Origin of the sequence: Planomicrobium stackebrandtii, from assembly GCF_030814955.1 — a bacterium.
In the GTDB taxonomy this organism is placed as follows: Bacteria; Bacillota; Bacilli; order Bacillales_A; family Planococcaceae; genus Planococcus; species Planococcus stackebrandtii.
Genome location: NZ_JAUSWB010000002.1, coordinates 1 through 15719 on the forward strand (window position 1 = coordinate 1; position 15719 = coordinate 15719).

The 15719-nt window shown below is 47.2% G+C and carries 15 protein-coding genes and 1 riboswitch; of the genes, 12 read left to right on the plus strand and 3 right to left on the minus strand.

The window, feature by feature from the left end; translation table 11 throughout:
* Positions 1-193: 193 nt before the first annotated feature.
* Positions 194-1006, minus strand: coding sequence for a DUF2382 domain-containing protein (locus QOZ98_RS03555; protein WP_308786139.1), 813 nt, complete (start codon positions 1004-1006; stop codon positions 194-196).
* 133 nt (positions 1007-1139) lie between these two features.
* Positions 1140-1961: a YsnF/AvaK domain-containing protein gene (locus QOZ98_RS03560; RefSeq protein ID WP_308786140.1), complete on the minus strand. Its 822-nt coding sequence runs from the start codon at positions 1959-1961 to the stop codon at positions 1140-1142.
* 177 nt (positions 1962-2138) lie between these two features.
* On the opposite strand from QOZ98_RS03560, the gene QOZ98_RS03565 reads away from it, so the two are divergent.
* The 5 genes from QOZ98_RS03565 (at position 2139) to QOZ98_RS03585 (ending at position 5107) form a co-directional block, all read left to right on the plus strand.
* Positions 2139-3257, plus strand: coding sequence for a GTP-binding protein (locus QOZ98_RS03565; RefSeq protein ID WP_308786141.1), 1119 nt, complete (start codon positions 2139-2141; stop codon positions 3255-3257).
* A 13-nt stretch (positions 3258-3270) separates the two neighbouring features.
* Positions 3271-3420: a 50S ribosomal protein L33 gene (rpmG, locus tag QOZ98_RS03570; protein ID WP_308786142.1), complete on the plus strand. Its 150-nt coding sequence runs from the start codon at positions 3271-3273 to the stop codon at positions 3418-3420.
* A 49-nt stretch (positions 3421-3469) separates the two neighbouring features.
* A complete protein-coding gene (gene rpsN / locus QOZ98_RS03575) occupies positions 3470-3739 on the plus strand; it encodes a 30S ribosomal protein S14 (RefSeq protein WP_308786143.1) in 270 nt (89 codons plus the stop codon).
* A gap of 114 nt (positions 3740-3853) precedes the next feature.
* Positions 3854-4129, plus strand: coding sequence for a GGDEF domain-containing protein (locus QOZ98_RS03580; protein WP_308786588.1), 276 nt, complete (start codon positions 3854-3856; stop codon positions 4127-4129).
* 138 nt (positions 4130-4267) lie between these two features.
* Positions 4268-5107: an STAS domain-containing protein gene (locus QOZ98_RS03585; protein WP_308786144.1), complete on the plus strand. Its 840-nt coding sequence runs from the start codon at positions 4268-4270 to the stop codon at positions 5105-5107.
* 52 nt (positions 5108-5159) lie between these two features.
* Here QOZ98_RS03585 and dapA read toward each other — a convergent pair whose 3' ends face one another.
* Positions 5160-6050, minus strand: a complete 891-nt coding sequence (gene dapA / locus QOZ98_RS03590) for a 4-hydroxy-tetrahydrodipicolinate synthase (protein ID WP_308786145.1) — start codon at positions 6048-6050, stop codon at positions 5160-5162.
* A gap of 127 nt (positions 6051-6177) precedes the next feature.
* Positions 6178-6356, minus strand: a riboswitch (Lysine riboswitch).
* A 108-nt stretch (positions 6357-6464) separates the two neighbouring features.
* Here dapA and QOZ98_RS03595 point away from each other — a divergent pair.
* The 7 genes from QOZ98_RS03595 (at position 6465) to QOZ98_RS03625 (ending at position 15707) form a co-directional block, all read left to right on the plus strand.
* Positions 6465-7076, plus strand: a complete 612-nt coding sequence (locus QOZ98_RS03595; RefSeq protein ID WP_308786146.1) for an SAM-dependent methyltransferase — start codon at positions 6465-6467, stop codon at positions 7074-7076.
* Positions 7077-7135: 59 nt separating this feature from the next.
* Positions 7136-7981 carry a KPN_02809 family neutral zinc metallopeptidase gene (gene ypfJ, locus QOZ98_RS03600; RefSeq protein WP_308786147.1) on the plus strand — a complete coding sequence of 282 codons (846 nt, stop codon included), beginning with the start codon at positions 7136-7138 and terminating at the stop codon, positions 7979-7981.
* A gap of 133 nt (positions 7982-8114) precedes the next feature.
* Positions 8115-9281 (plus strand): TraB/GumN family protein, encoded by a 1167-nt coding sequence (locus QOZ98_RS03605; protein WP_308786148.1) that lies wholly within the window; start codon positions 8115-8117, stop codon positions 9279-9281.
* Between the two features lie 117 nt (positions 9282-9398).
* Positions 9399-9647 (plus strand): hypothetical protein, encoded by a 249-nt coding sequence (locus QOZ98_RS03610; protein ID WP_308786149.1) that lies wholly within the window; start codon positions 9399-9401, stop codon positions 9645-9647.
* A 100-nt stretch (positions 9648-9747) separates the two neighbouring features.
* A complete protein-coding gene (locus QOZ98_RS03615; protein ID WP_308786150.1) occupies positions 9748-12792 on the plus strand; it encodes an efflux RND transporter permease subunit in 3045 nt (1014 codons plus the stop codon).
* Positions 12793-12901: 109 nt separating this feature from the next.
* The gene (locus QOZ98_RS03620) at positions 12902-14338 is read left to right on the plus strand and encodes a DHA2 family efflux MFS transporter permease subunit (protein WP_308786151.1); all 1437 of its coding nucleotides are present in this window, start codon (positions 12902-12904) and stop codon (positions 14336-14338) included.
* Between the two features lie 157 nt (positions 14339-14495).
* Positions 14496-15707 carry a NupC/NupG family nucleoside CNT transporter gene (locus QOZ98_RS03625; protein WP_308786152.1) on the plus strand — a complete coding sequence of 404 codons (1212 nt, stop codon included), beginning with the start codon at positions 14496-14498 and terminating at the stop codon, positions 15705-15707.
* Positions 15708-15719 lie beyond the last annotated feature (12 nt).

A 15719-nucleotide genomic window follows, 5' to 3' on the forward strand; every position in this document is an offset into this window, starting at 1 on the left:
GGGATAGCGAAGTGCCGAAATCCACTCGGACCCAAGTCCGAGTTAGTTCGGCGCAAGCCCGCGGAAAGCGTCCGCCTGGAGCGCAGGATCCCGTATAAACAAGCTAAAATGAATATTCATTCTTTGAATTTCATAACTACTCTTTTGTCTACAAGCTCAAACAAGGCAGCCTATCCGGCTGCCTTGTTTTTATTTATGGTTTATTCGTTTTATGGACAGTCCCATTTTCTTCGATATCCGCTACTTCCCGGCGGACAGTTTGATTGATGACTTGAACATCTTTGACTTTGCGTTTGCCGATGACAATCTCTTCACGCACCACCTTCTTTTTGCCGATATCCAGGCGTTCTTCGGAAAGCGGGATGTAGATCGCATCGCCTTTTTCATAAGCCTGTTTCGGTGTCAGCACCTGGTCATCTTTTTCGGGATCCGTTTCCGCAGAGAGGGGGCGGCGGTCGATATCGATTTCCTCGCGTTCGACGGGTACTTGAATTTCTCTGTCCTCTTCCACTAATTTTTTGTGGACCTGGACTTCGCCTGTCTGGACCTTTTCCTTATCAATGCTCAGCCGTTCTTCGTGCAGTGCCAAGCTCCGTTCTTCAGGATCTCGGACAAGCGAGTCGCTTTCCTGGTCTGGCGGAAAAGCAGTTTCCGGTCGAGGGGCAGCTGCAGGTTCACTGTTTGTGTAGAGGAGGAGTTTGCCGTTCTCAACTTGCTGGAAATAATGATCCGTTTCTTCTGCTTCCAATCCCATTCGGTTAAAGGCATCTTTCGTGATGTCTTCGCCGGCTAAAAAGGCGATGACTTTGCCTTTGAAGTTATCCCGGTCCTGCGTGTCCACATGAACTTTAGTGTGTTCAATCAGCAAGTTGATTTGTTCATCATGCTTAGATACCAGATATAATTCCTCTTCTTCGTAACCTGCAGCCCTTAATCCGCCGACTTGAATCAGCACTTGCGCTTGCGCATCAAAAGTGCCGATAAGTTTGTTTCCTTTTTTCTCCATGCTCAATTCCTCCCAAGTCTATTGCACCAAAAACTTTGTTAAAGCTCATTTACCCGCAGTCGCGTACAGCATAAACCTGGACGGAAAAAAGCGCATCCGGAAAACACTTTCCAGATGCGCTTTTGACTTTCTATTAAAATGAATTGCGATCATCTTTTTTCGGTTTTACTTGTTCGTCAATATCCGCTTCTTCTCTGCGGACAGTTTCATTGACGACTTCAGTGTCCTGAACTTTGCGTTTGCCGACAACAATTTCTTCACTGACGACGTCTTTTTTGCTCACTTCCACACGCTCTTCGGAAACCGGGATACGAATGGATTCGCCGTCATCGTATGCGCCTTTTTCCGTCAAACCGCCTGTTCCAGGGCTGACTTCCTCGTTCACTGGCCGGCGTTCGACGTAAACTTCTTCGCGTTCTACAGGGACTTCAATGGTCTGCTGCTCTTCGACGACGTGCTTGCCGACATTTACTTCACCTGTCTGTACGCGTTCCTTGTCGACGCTGAGGCGCTCTTCGTGGAGGCGCAGATGCTCTTCATCGCTCTGGCTGCTGGCAGCTGCTGTATTTGTGTTTCCGGCTTCTGTCTGTGTGCCGGTGTATGGCTTATACGAATTGCCATAGTCGCTGTTGACATAGAGCACGAGCTTGCCGTTTTCTACTTGTTGATAATACTCATCGGCTTCGCTGCTTCCCAACCCCATTTGTGTGAAAGCGTCCCGGGTAGAATCTTCTCCTGAAATAAAAGATTTGAATTTGCCCATCATGTCATCATCTTCCTGGGTATTCAAATGAACATCTGTCTGGCCCTGGACCATGGACAGTTGATCGTCATGCTTGGCGATTACATACATATCTTCTTCTTTATAGCCTTGCGCTTTCAATTCGCTGATTTTATGCAAAACTTCCGCTTGTACATCATATGCCTGGATTAATGTTGTTCCTTTGTTTGTCATTGTCAATTCCTCCTAATAGTGATAAATCACCTGTAAAGTAAGGTAATGATAATCTACCCCGATGTTTTTCAGAATAAACCCCGATGAAAAAGAAAGGCTTGCTTTACTGAACAATATTTAATACAATTTAAAGCGTAATCATTACTATTTATAAATTTGAAAGGAGAATATGCCATCATGGAAAAACTTGTTCCGGTAACAGTGCTGAGCGGATATCTTGGAGCCGGAAAAACGACTTTGCTCAATCATCTATTGCATAATCGGGAGAATCTCAAAGTCGCGGTGATCGTCAACGATATGAGTGAAGTGAATATAGACGCAGCTTTGGTCAAACAAGGAGGCTTTTTGCAAACAGAAGAAAAGCTCGTGCAAATGCAGAATGGCTGCATCTGCTGCACCTTGAGGGAAGACCTGATGCTGGAAGTTGAGAAGCTGGTGAAACTGGGAGACATCGACTGCATCGTCATCGAATCATCGGGAATCAGTGAGCCGCTGCCGGTAGCGCAGACCTTTACATACCAAGACGAAGAAATCGGTGTCGACTTAACCAAAATATGCCGCTTGGACACGTTGGTCACCGTAGTGGATGGCTATGCTTTTTGGAAGGACTTTGCGTCAGGTGAGTCGCTGCTGGAAAGAAATCAGGAAGCTACTCCAGAAGATGTCCGCGAAATTTCAGATTTGCTGATTGACCAAATTGAATTTGCTGATGTTATCTTATTAAACAAAATGGATTTGGTTGCACCGCATGAACGGAAGCGGCTGAAAGAGCTGCTTGCAGCTTTGAATCCAGACGCGCAGATCATCGAAACGGTGCATTCGAAAGTAGCTTTGGACAAGGTAGTGAATACCGGTTTATTCGACTTTGAGAAATCGAGCCAAAGTGCGGGCTGGATCAAGGAGTTGAACGAAGAGCACATTCCGGAATCCGAGGAATACGGAATTGCTTCATTAGTTTATCGGAGCCAGAAACCGTTTCATCCAGAACGGTTGATGCAATGGATTTTGGAATGGCCGGTGGAAGTTGTTCGTGCCAAAGGATTTTTATGGCTGGCAACAAGAACTGAAGCAGTTGTGTTATTGTCGCAGGCTGGCCCGTCGCTCGGCATTGAGCATGCGGGCGGCTGGGATCTGGAAAATGGCGTTAAAATGACCGAGCTCGTGCTGATCGGCATCGATATGAACCAAACAGTCATTGTCCAAGAGTTGGATCGGTGTTTATTGACAGCTGAAGAAGCTGAACAGGATTGGACAACATTCCACGATCCACTGCCAGTATTTCAATTACTTTCTTAAGGAGGGGAAAAAGATGAGAGTCAATATTACATTGGCATGTACAGAAACCGGGGACCGGAATTACAGTACAACGAAAAACAAACGTACAAACCCGGAACGCATTGAATTGAAGAAATACAGTCCGCGTCTCAAGAAGGTCACCCTTCATCGTGAAACAAAATAACTTTTTTGTAATTTTCAACTCGTAATAATTACAACTAGGAGGCAGCAAAATGGCAAAAAAATCAAAAGTGGCACGCCACAAAAAGCAGCAAGCGATGGTTGAACACTATGCGGAGCTGCGGCAAGAGCTAAAAGAAAAAGGGGACTTTCAAGCATTGGCTAATTTGCCGAAGGATGCATCCCCAGTCCGCTTGAATAATCGATGCGGTGTGACAGGGAGACCGCGCGGCTTTATGCGCAAATTCGGCATGTCGCGCATCGTTTTCCGGGAGCTGGCACATAAAGGACAGATTCCTGGCGTTAAAAAGGCCAGCTGGTAGAGAGGTTTCTTCAGACTTTCAACTCTTTAAGCTGAAACGAGCTGATATTTTGTTCCAGTTTAAAGAGACTGTTCCACAAAAGTTACCTGTCAGCAGAGCAGATCCCAGTGTCTGCTGGCTAAGATCAAAGCTGAAGATATTGAGGCACGCCTTGGCGGTGAAGAGTTTGTCGTAATCATGCCTGATGCCGGAGCTGAGGAAGGGCAGGCCATGGGCAATGCGCTGTGCAGCCGTTTGGCCTACGCTGACTGGCAGCACATACCTGTCACAGTCAGTATCGGTGTTGCAGCTTATGTACCTGGGGATAAAGTGGAGAGTTTGCTGTCTCGAGCTGATGGTTTTCTTTACAAAGCTAAAGCCAGCGGCAGGAATTGTGTTATCGGAAATTAAATGAAGAACGGTACTGAACATCCGCCTTTGAGGCGGGTGTATTTTTATGCAGGAAAATCGGAAAATAAACCCATTACATTCCTTGATTCAAAGGCTATAATAAGCATATGAAAAATATCTTTATCTTTGGAGGTTGCGATGGAAAAAGATAATCAGTTGCTGGGGGAACGTGTGCTGGCGGATAAAGAATTAATCGCTCAATTAATCCATGAGGAAGCGGTCAAGGATGTACCGGTGGAGCAGCTCCAAATGCATGAAGCTTTTATCGGCATCGTCAATAAGGTGCGAACTGATTTTGTGAAATTGATTGGGGAATCGATCATCAATAGTTGTGATATGCAAAAAGTTTATACGAGTATTCAAGAATGGGGAGAAGCAACGGGGAACTTTTTTCTTGAAAACGAACAATCGCTCGAAGACGCGTTAGCGGAAACCTCGCTCTACCGCAAACATATCGGGACGGTGATCAAGACGGAAGCGATACGGAAGAAGATGGAGCTTCAAAGTCTTTTTGATGCTATGGAGCTTTTTCATTCCCTATTGGATTATGCGGCATATTCGTATACACAGGCTTACACGGAATCTTATAGGCGGAGATTGAAAGCGTCCAGAAAGGAATTTTTGGAACTGTCAGCTCCTGTAGTGCCTGTCAGTGACCAAATCGCCATTTTGCCGTTAGTTGGCAGCATTGAAATCGACCGTGCCCGTTATATTTTGGAAAAAACCCTGTTGTCTGCAAACCAGTTGAAAATCAAAGTGTTGATTGTAGATCTTTCTGGAGTGGTGCGGGTAGACTCGATGGTGGCAGAGCAAATCATTAAAATTATCCAATCCCTGAAGTTGGTCGGTGTGCGTTCGATACTGACAGGCATTCGGCCAGAAATCGCCCGAACAATGGCTGAAATTGGAGTCGATCTAGGGAATTTGGAAATCGGCGGCAGTTTGAAGCGTGTGCTGGACCAGATGAAAATTAGTTAACAATAGAAAAATGCCGAAGCCCTCAGGCTTCGGCATTTTTCTGTTAATAAATTTAGTTGGTGACAGCCTCTGAATGCAAATCTGGCAGAGATTTGCGCAATGCTGAGGTTTCTTCCTCTGTCAACGGGATCATCGGTAGACGAACGCCGCCCACTCTGATTCCGGTCAAGTTAAGTGCCGCTTTAACAGGAGTTGGATTTGGTGCAGCGAACAAAGCTTTCATTGTCGGCAATAATCGTCTGTGGATGGCTGCTGCTTTTTTGACGTCGCCTGTTTTGAAGCTGGTGACCATGTCCTGCATATCGTTGCCGATAATGTGTGCGGAAACCGACACGATGCCAGTGCCGCCGATGGACAGCATCGGCAAAGTCAGGCTGTCGTCGCCGCTGTAGACTGAAAATGCCGTTGGTGTTTTTTCGATGATTTCGGCAGCTGCGTCCAAGTCTCCACTCGCTTCTTTAACCGAAACGATGTTGTCGATCTTGGACAATCGAATGATGGTTTCTGGAGACAAGTTGACTGCACTGCGCCCCGGAATGTTATACAGCATGACCGGCAGGGTTGTAGACTGGGCAATTGCCTCGAAATGCTGGAACATGCCCTCTTGCGAAGGCTTGTTGTAATAAGGAGTGACCAGCATAATGCCGTCAACGCCTGCTTCTTCTGCCTGTCTCGTCAATGAAATAGAAGCGCGTGTGTTGTTGGAGCCGGTTCCTGCAATTACTGGAATCCGTCCAGCGACTGTATTGACGGTGAACTGGAACAGCTCTGCTTTTTCGTCTGTCGATAACGTTGGAGATTCACCTGTTGTACCTGCGACGACAAGGCCGTCTGAACCGTTTGCTATTAAATGCTCTATCAGTTTCTGTGTTGCCGGAAAATCGATTTCTCCATGTTGATCGAACGGCGTCACCATTGCTGTAATTACTTGGCCGAAATTCATAAAAAACACACCCTTTTCTAATTTTTGTCGAAGCTTAGAGGTGAGGGGAAAGTCAGGAAGGAACAAAAAAGCAGCAACGAGGGGTCCCGTTGCTGCAGTAGAAACAATGTTTACCATTCGTTCCTGTGCATCAGATAGCCCTCCATATAGTTTCCTATATGACAGTCCTGCATTTATTGAATGCAGACCCAGCGAACAGAAATATGAGATTTCCGCCACTTCGGCAAATTCCCCTTTCGGCAAACGTCAATGGATCTCATCATCCTCGTTTTGCGTACTAATGGTTTTTGCGCCTCTATCCTACTCCAAAAAAAGCTGGAGCAAGAAATATTTAATTAGCTGTACTATAACAAATTTCTCTGTCAATTGCAAGATGAAGAACGTAAAATCTTATGAGGGATGAGGTGATTGAAGATGAATGAAAGAGATTATGAACGTCTGCTGAACATTGCAACGGTGGGAAATCAGCAGGGCTTTACGGATTCGCTGCATCACAACCGCTATGAACCGACGCCTTATGAACTGCTGGACACGCTGTTCCAGCATTACAGCCTGTCGCCAGCAGACCGTCTGGTGGATGTCGGCTGCGGTAAAGGGCGGCTAAATTTTTATGTCCATCATTTTTTTGGAGCAGAAAGTGCCGGAATCGAGATGAATCCGTCATTTTATGATGAGGCACTTGAAAACAAAAAACAGTATGCCAGCAAGCGCAAAGGGGCCGAGCAGCGCATCCAATTCTATAATTGCCTGGCGCAAGATTACCCGATAGCGGCACGCGACAATAAGTTTTATTTCTTTAATCCCTTTTCTGTTGGACTATTCATTGCTTTTATAAATAAAATTTTGCGGTCAGCCGAAACGGACCCGCGAACGATAGAGGTGATCCTGTTTTTTGCTTCTCAGGATTACAGCGGCTTTCTGGAAACCAGCACGGCCTTTCAATTGATAGAAGAAATTCAGCTGCCGGATTTCGATAAGGACTTGCGCGAACGCTTTTTGATTTATCGGCTGCCTAAAATGGATTAGAAACAAGCCGTTAATGGGTATGCTTAAACTAAAAACCAATGGTGAAACGAGGAACCCGTATGAAGTGGAAGGGCAGAGCAAGAAGCAGAAATGTAGAAGACCGGAGAGGGAAAGGCGGTGCGGTAGTTGCCGGCGGCGGCATCGGAGGCATCCTGATAGTGCTGCTGGTGGCGTTTTTGGGCGGTGATCCGGGTGCTATCCTCGATCAGATGGGCGGATCGGCAGGGACCTCATCAAATCAGCCATATGAAGCGACTGCGGAAGAAGAGCAGCTGGCTGAATTCGTCTCGGTCGTTTTGGCAGACACCGAGCAGGTCTGGACGGAAGTATTTGAGGAAGAAGGCATGGAATATGTCGAGCCGACTTTGGTTCTGTACAGCGGAAGTGTTGAGTCTGCCTGCGGAATGGCCGGTGCATCCGTTGGGCCTTTTTATTGTCCGGGCGACTATAAGCTATACATCGATCTAAGCTTTTACGATGAGCTCCAGAACCAGTTCCAGGCGCCAGGCGATTTTGCCATGGCCTATGTTCTGGCACATGAAGTAGGCCACCATGTCCAAAATCTGCTTGGCGTCATGGAAGAAGTGCAGCCGCTGCGCAGTCAATTGAGTGAAGAAGAATACAATAAAGTGCAGGTTCGCCTGGAACTGCAGGCAGATTATTTGTCGGGTGTCTGGGCGCATCATGCGCAGGGCATGGGCTACTTGGAGGAAGGCGACCTGGAAGAAGCATTGACAGCGGCGAGTGCCGTTGGAGACGATACAATCCAACAGCGTTCACGTGGTTATGTGGTGCCGGAAAGTTTTACCCATGGCAGTTCTGAGCAGCGCAAAAGCTGGTTTTATAAAGGCTTTGAAGCCGGCAACTTGAAAGAAGGCGACACCTTCAATGCGACCGATTTGTGACTGCACTCCGTTTTAGGGGCTGGAATTCGAAGGGCGCGGCATTGATATTTTTGCTGTTGTGATTCATTATAAAGAATAGACAGTCTTTTCATGTAATATGAAAAGAAATCCAGCTCTATAAAGGAAGTACAACATGATGGATGAAAATATTACGCGCATAGAATACGGCGAAAAAGAATTGATCCTGATCGGCACAGCTCACGTCTCAAAACTTAGTGCAGAGCAGGTCAAAGCGGTCATTGAAGCAGAACAGCCGGATTCGGTGTGCATCGAATTGGATGCGCAGCGCTATGAATCGGTGACGCAAGGCAGCAAGTGGAAGGAAACCGATATTTTCAAGGTGATCAAGGAAAAGAAATCCAGTCTTTTGTTGATGAACTTGGCCATTTCCTCATTCCAAAATCGTCTGGCCGACCAGTTCGGCATCAAGCCTGGACAGGAAATGATCCAAGGGATTGCATCAGCCAAAGAAAGCGGCGCAGAATTGGTGCTGGCCGACCGCAACATCCAAGTGACGTTTTCACGCATTTGGGGAAATATCGGCTTCATGGGCAAAGCACAGCTTTTGACTTCGGTATTCTTCAGCATCTTCAGCAAAGAAACGATCTCAGAAGAAGATTTGGAAAAAATGAAATCACAGGATACATTAAATGCGGTCATGAATGATTTCACCCAGTCTTTCCCTAAACTGAAAACACCGCTTATTGATGAACGCGATCAGTATTTGGCCCAAAAAATCAAAGAAGCACCAGGCAAGAAAATTGTCGCAGTTCTTGGTGCTGCTCATATTCCAGGAATTATTAAGGAAGTCCACAACGAGCACGACCTGGAAGAGTTATCAAAAGTGCCGCCTAAATCGAAGTGGCCGAAAATCATTGGCTGGGCGATTCCATTGGCGCTGGTCGCAATGATCGCCATCACGTTTATGAACAACCCGGCTGCTGGCATTGATCAGACCATCAGTTGGGTCTTATGGACAGCATGTCTTGGTGCGATTGGTGCTGCAGCTGCATTTGGCCATCCACTGGCGATACTGACTGCTTTTGTCGGCGGACCGATAGGAGCCATGCATCCATTGCTTGCAGCAGGCTGGTTTTCGGGCCTTGCACAAGCGTACGTGCGCCGTCCTAACGTAGGGGATTTCCAAACCTTATCAAAAGATGTATTCACTCTCAAAGGATTTTGGGACAATAAAGTCACGCGCGTTTTGCTGGTTGTTGTATTGACCAATCTCGGAACTGCAGCAGGAAATGTTATTGGCGGCATAGATGTTATCCGCTTGTTTTTCCAGAATCTATAAGTAAATGGAAACCCGGACAGCGAACGAGGCTGTTCGGTTTTTTCGTATATTGACGATGTTTTATTCTGAAAAAAGGGTATAGATAAGGGAAGATTCATAACAACAAGGAGGCGCTTTGTGGTGGGCTTATTTCTGATGGGAATTTTGCTCTGGTCTCTGGTCATTGCTGCAGCCATTTTGGCGTTTATTGGCCTCTGGAAACGGTCGTGGAAAGCGCTAGCCTGGAGTGGAGCCGCTGTGCTTCTGCCAACGCTGCTCATTTCTATGGATGGACAAGGAGTTTGGTTCCGCTTAGCTATTCTCTTGCCGCTGCTATTGTTTGCCGGTGCTTTTCTGATGAAACACCAAAAGACACAAAGTTTGTAAAACCGGATGGAGTTTCCATCCGGTTTTTCTGTGCATCCTGCTGGCATTTCTTTTTATGAGATTATACAATAGTTATACAAAAATTAAAGGGGATAGGCCTATGAACTATCTATTGGAGCGCAGCAAATTATTTATTTTCCTGATTTTGATCCTTTCAATTATTGGCGCTTACACATTTTTGACGCTGCCTCAGCGTGAAATCCCGGAAACCCCATCGAGCCTGGCCTTAGTGTCGACAATTTTGCCGGGTGCGGGACCGGAAGAAGTGGAGAAGTCCATAACCAATCCGCTGGAGCGTGAAATCCAGAGAGTGGCCGGAATCGCTTCAATGCAGTCGATTTCCGCCAATTCCGCTTCCATCATTACGTTGGAAATCGAGGATGGCGAAAATCCGGATGAATTGATCAATAGCATTCAGCAGCAGGCGGGCAGCGCAGCTTCAGGATTTCCTGATACAGCACAAGAGCCCACGGTTGAAAAGCTGGATCTGACGTTCCCGTTGGTATCGTATATGTTTTATGGGGACGCGAAAGAACTGGCCGATATGGAAAGCGCTTTATCCGATTTGTCAGAACAGGTAGAAGCGGTTTCGGGAGTTGCCGGAACGACAGTCAAGGGATTGAATACGCAGCAAGTCCTTATTGAACTGGACAGTGAAGAACTGGCAGCCAATAACCTTCAGCCATTTGAAGTGCTCGAATCGCTCCGGCAGGCCAACCAGCCGCTGTCGCTCGGAACCCATAACAACGGCAATGAACAAGTCAGCCTGACCGTCCAGCAAAGCGATGGCATCGAAAAGCTCGAACAGCTGCAGGTGGGAGGAGCAGCTGTTCCGCTGGCTGATGTGGCAACGATTGAAACTGTAGACCAGGAAACGACAGACATTGTTACGTTCGAAGGAGAGCGCGCAATCTCCTACACGGTCTTTTTGCAGACAGAGCAGGACGTTCCTACGGTAGACGGCAATGTTTCGGAAGTGATTGAGGCATTTACGGAAACCTTGCCTTCTGGTGTGCAGGCAGAAAAATACGAATCACAGGCAGATAACGTCAACACAATTTTCAATAGTCTATACGTTTCATTGGCCATTGCGGTATTGGCAGTGTTGATCGTCACAACAGCTGGCTTAACTTTATACGGAGCTTTTGCAGTTGCGTTGACCGTACTGGCTTCGGTGCTGATCGGGATGATTCCGATTCCATTTATGGGTGTCGATTTGAACCAGATTTCGGTAATCGGACTCATCATAGCCATCGGTATTCTGGTCGATGACAGCATCGTCGTCAACGACAATATTCAGCGGCGCTACAAGCTGGGTGACTCACCGCTTAACGGAGCCATAACGGGTGTCCGTGAAGTATATCCATCGATTATTTCGTCCAGTTTGGCCATTGTTGTGACATTTTCACCTTTGCTGCTCTTGTCCGGCGGAAACGGAGCCTTCATCAAAGCTTTGCCAAGCATTTTGATCACTACGATTGTGGCTTCGACGGTGCTGTCAATCACGCTCGTGCCAATGATGCAATATTTGAAAACAAAACGCAGAGCGAAGAAAATTTCAGATACTCCAGGTTTCTTGGGGAAACCGTTGGAGAAAATTGCTTTGTTTTATTCCAATAAAGTGCTGCGTGGCGTATTAAAACGCCCGCTTCTGGTGGGACTTGGCGGCTTGTTGATATCGACAGGTCTGTTATCTCTCGCGCTTTTCACGCCGTTTGAGTTTTTCCCGGCAGCAGACCGGGAGGAAGTGACGATGGATGTCCGTCTTGCAGAAGGGACAACTATCGAAGAAACAGATGCATTCCTCTCTGATTTGACCGAACAGGTGGTATCCGAAGATGAGGATGTAGCTGAAATAGCCATCTTTACCGGTGAAGGCTTGCCAAACTTGTTCTCTGCTTCCATGGACAATACAGGCGGCAACACGGGTCAAGTGGCATTCCGGATCGATCGTGAAAACACGACCGCTGCAGACTTTATCAACAAATGGCAGCCGGATTTGCGCGAGCGCTTCCCGGAAGCGGAAATCTTCCTGGAGACGATTGTGCAGGGTCCGCCTGTTGGCGCTCCTGTGACCGTAGCCATCAAAGGTGAAGACATCGAACAATTGGAATCGCTTCGTGACAGGCTAAAAGAACAGATGCTTGGAAATGGAGCCGATATTGTAGCTGACAACTTGGGAGATCCAGTACCCGCTATTGAATACGTGCCGAATCAGGATGCGCTGCAGGAAAACACAATAGCGCTCAGTACGGTGACCAATCAGCTGCAGCTCCTGACGCAAGGTGTGCCGCTGTACACGATTTATGAGGGGCAGATGCCATACGACGTATCTCTGAAACAATCTGGCATTGCAGATGGCGAACCGATTGATTTGTCTCAGTTCAATGTTCCTTCACTTTCTGAACAAGGCCCGCCGCAATTGATTCCAATGAATGAATTGCTGACGGAGGAAGAAACGACACGGTTGGCACAGATTCCGCATCAACAAGGAAACCGCTCTATTACACTCCGGGCATTCGGTGAAGTGGATGACTTTGAAAATAAGATGCTGGACATAGTAGATGCCGAGCGTGAGTCATTGCCGGAAGGCTATGAATTATCAATAGGTGGCGAAAACTCGGACCAGGAAGCGTTTTTTGCTGAAATTGGCGTGCTGTTCCTGGTAGTTCTGCTGCTGGTTTATCTGGTTATTGCTTTCCAATTTAAATCGTTCAGCCTGCCGTTCCTTGTGCTGATCGCTGTGTATCTCGGAATCTCCGGGGCGATTCTTGGCTTGTTCCTGACGCAGACGCCGCTAAGTTTCCTTGGTGTTATGGGAATTGTCTCCCTGACAGGGATTGTGGTGCGGAACGCCGTCGTTCTTATCGACTTTGTGGAAACACGCCGGTTGTCGGGCGGGTTTGATATCGATGAAGCCATCGTGGAATCGGGCTATGCCCGCATTAAGCCGATTCTTCTGACCTCAATCACGTCGATTATCGCACTTGTGCCGGTCGCCTTATCGGGAGATCCGTTGTTTGAACCGCTGGCGGTAACGATTATTGCAGGATTAACGTTCTCCAGCTTGTTCACATTGGTAATGATTCCAGCGCTGTACTTGGTGTTTTATCGTCTGAATCGGCGCAGAAATAGGGTCGCATAATAATCAAGAACTGCGCAGTCCTCGGGCTGCGCAGTTTTTATTCGAATCGGCGAATATTCGAAAAGCGAACGGGTAAGCAATAAAGTAAAGGTGACTGGAGGAGAGGGCAATGGAAGAAATCCAACAGAAGAAAACAAAAGCTGATATTGCTCAAGGCCCTTTCCTGGCAGTTTTAATGGCCGGTGTTTTTATTGCCATTCTTAACCAAACCTTATTGGCAACAGCTTTGCCTCATATCATGGATGATCTGAACATTACCGCTAACACGGCGCAGTGGCTGACTACGGTCTTTATGCTGGTAAACGGGGTCATGATCCCGATTACTGCTTTTTTAATCGGCAAGTTTTCGACGCGCAATCTATTTTTTGTCGCAATGGGCTTGTTTGCAACAGGTACGATCATTTGTGCTTTTGCGCCTGGTTTCTCAGTACTCATGGTCGGGCGAATTGTGCAAGCAGCAGGTGCGGGCATTATGATGCCGTTGACCCAGACGGTGCTGTTCATCATTTTCCCGGTGGAAAAACGCGGACAGGCAATGGGTTTGTTCGGACTGGTGATTTCCTTCGCACCCGCAATCGGGCCGACACTGTCAGGCTGGATTGTTGGACAATACCCGTGGCGCGCCTTGTTTTATATCGTTATTCCGATTGCGCTGCTGGATCTCATACTGGCCTATTTTTTCCTGAAAAATGTCACAAAGCAAACTTTCCCTACATTGGATATTTTATCGATTGTTCTATCGACAATGGGGTTCGGTGGAATTCTTTACGGCTTTTCAAGTGCTGGTTCTCTCGGTTGGGACAGTCCTGCGGTTACGGTTTCGATAGTGGTCGGCATCGTTTCACTGCTGTTCTTTATCCGCCGCCAGTTCCGTCTGGATGAGCCAATTTTGGAATTCAGGGTGTTTTCCTACGGCATCTTCACTTTATCAACGGTGCTGAGTGTCATCGTTTTTATTTCCATGATTGGCAGCGCCACGATCTTGCCGATTTATATGCAGAATATGCACGGCTTTACAGCGCTTGAATCGGGGCTGATGCTGCTGCCTGGAGCCATCATTATGGGATTGATGAATCCGATTACCGGCCGGATTTTTGATAAGGTCGGCGGCAAGTGGCTCGCGGTTGTTGGCTTATCGATTGTCACGGTCTCGACTTTCCAGTTTACGGTGCTGACCGCCACGACTTCTTTTCTTTACTTGACTGTCATGCATGCCATCCGGATGTTTGGTGTGGCCATGGTGATGATGCCGGTGACGACGGCCGGGCTTAATCAGCTGCCTGAGCGGCTGATTCCACATGGTACAGCGATGAGCAATACAATGAGGCAAGTATCGGGATCGATCGGGACGGCGCTTTTAGTGACTATCATGACCAGTACCGCCCTTGATCCGGAACAGTACGGGGTTCAAGGATTGATCCGCGGCGTCAACATTTCATTTATGGTAGTAGGTATTTTAAGTGTTATTGGCGTAGTTTTGGCTTTTTTCCTCAGGAAAACCGGCCCGGAAATGGAAGAGGCAAACCAAAAGGCGAATAAAGCCTGATATAACAAGTTGTAGGACTTATGTATGCGTTATCATTTTGTCACACGATAGTCATTTACTTCTTTCTTTAGATTTGGTAAGATGTCTGACGACAGCAGAGTTAAACATATTATTTGCTTAATTTTCTGATAAAAAAATATATTGATGAGGTGAAGTTGTGAATTTATTGTGGGGCATCTTTGGCGTATTCGTTGTTCTTGGAATCGCCTTCCTATTATCAAGCGGCAAGAAGTCTATTAAGCCACGGACAATTCTCGGCGGATTAGCCATCCAAATCACGTTTGCATTTATGGTGTTGGAATGGGACTTGGGAAGACAAGCTCTATTGGGTCTCTCGAATTTGGTTCAAAATGTAATTAACTATGCGGGTGAAGGGATCGCTTTCGTATTCGGTCCAGCTGCTGATACGGAAGGTTTTGGTTTTGTCTTTGCTTTTCAAGTATTGACGATCATCATATTCTTCTCTTCTCTAATTTCAGTACTGTATTACCTGGGTATTATGCAAATTATCATCAAACTTCTCGGAGGCGCTTTATCAAAGCTTCTCGGAACCAGCAAAGCGGAATCGATTTCAGCAGCTGCGAATATTTTCGTCGGCCAAACGGAAGCACCGCTTGTCGTGCGTCCGTTTATCGCAGGGATGACCAAATCTGAATTATTCGCAGTTATGACAGGAGGACTCGCCTCAGTAGCCGGTTCCACTTTAGCCGGTTATGCACTTCTCGGCGTACCGCTTGAATACTTGTTGGCTGCAAGTTTCATGGCTGCACCGGCTGGTTTGATCATGGCTAAAATCATGATGCCGGAAACAGAGGAAGTTGAAGAAAAAGAATTTGTGATGGAAAAAGACCAAACCTCAGTCAACGTCGTGGATGCAGCAGCACGCGGTGCATCTGACGGCTTGCAGTTGGCTTTGAATGTTGGAGCAATGCTCCTTGCGTTTATCGCGTTGATTGCCTTGTTAAACGGTGTACTTGGCGGCATCGGAGGCTGGTTCGGCTTTGATGGCCTAACAATCCAAAGCATTTTGGGTGTCATCTTCGCACCACTCGCCTGGGCGATTGGTGTGCCTTGGGCAGAAGCTGTTCAAGCCGGCAGTTTCATCGGACAAAAACTGGTGCTCAACGAATTTGTTGCGTACACGGCTTTTGCTCCGGAAATCGCCAACTTGTCGCCAAAAACAGTCATCGTTGTCAGCTTTGCCCTTTGTGGGTTCGCTAACTTGAGCTCATTGGCAATTCTACTAGGCGGTCTTGGTGCCATGGCACCAAGCCGTCGTCCGGATATTGCTCGCCTCGGCATTCGTGCCGTTGCTGCAGGTATGCTCGCTTCATTACTGAGCGCAGCTATTGCTGGGATGTTCGTCTAAAATTTATATTTA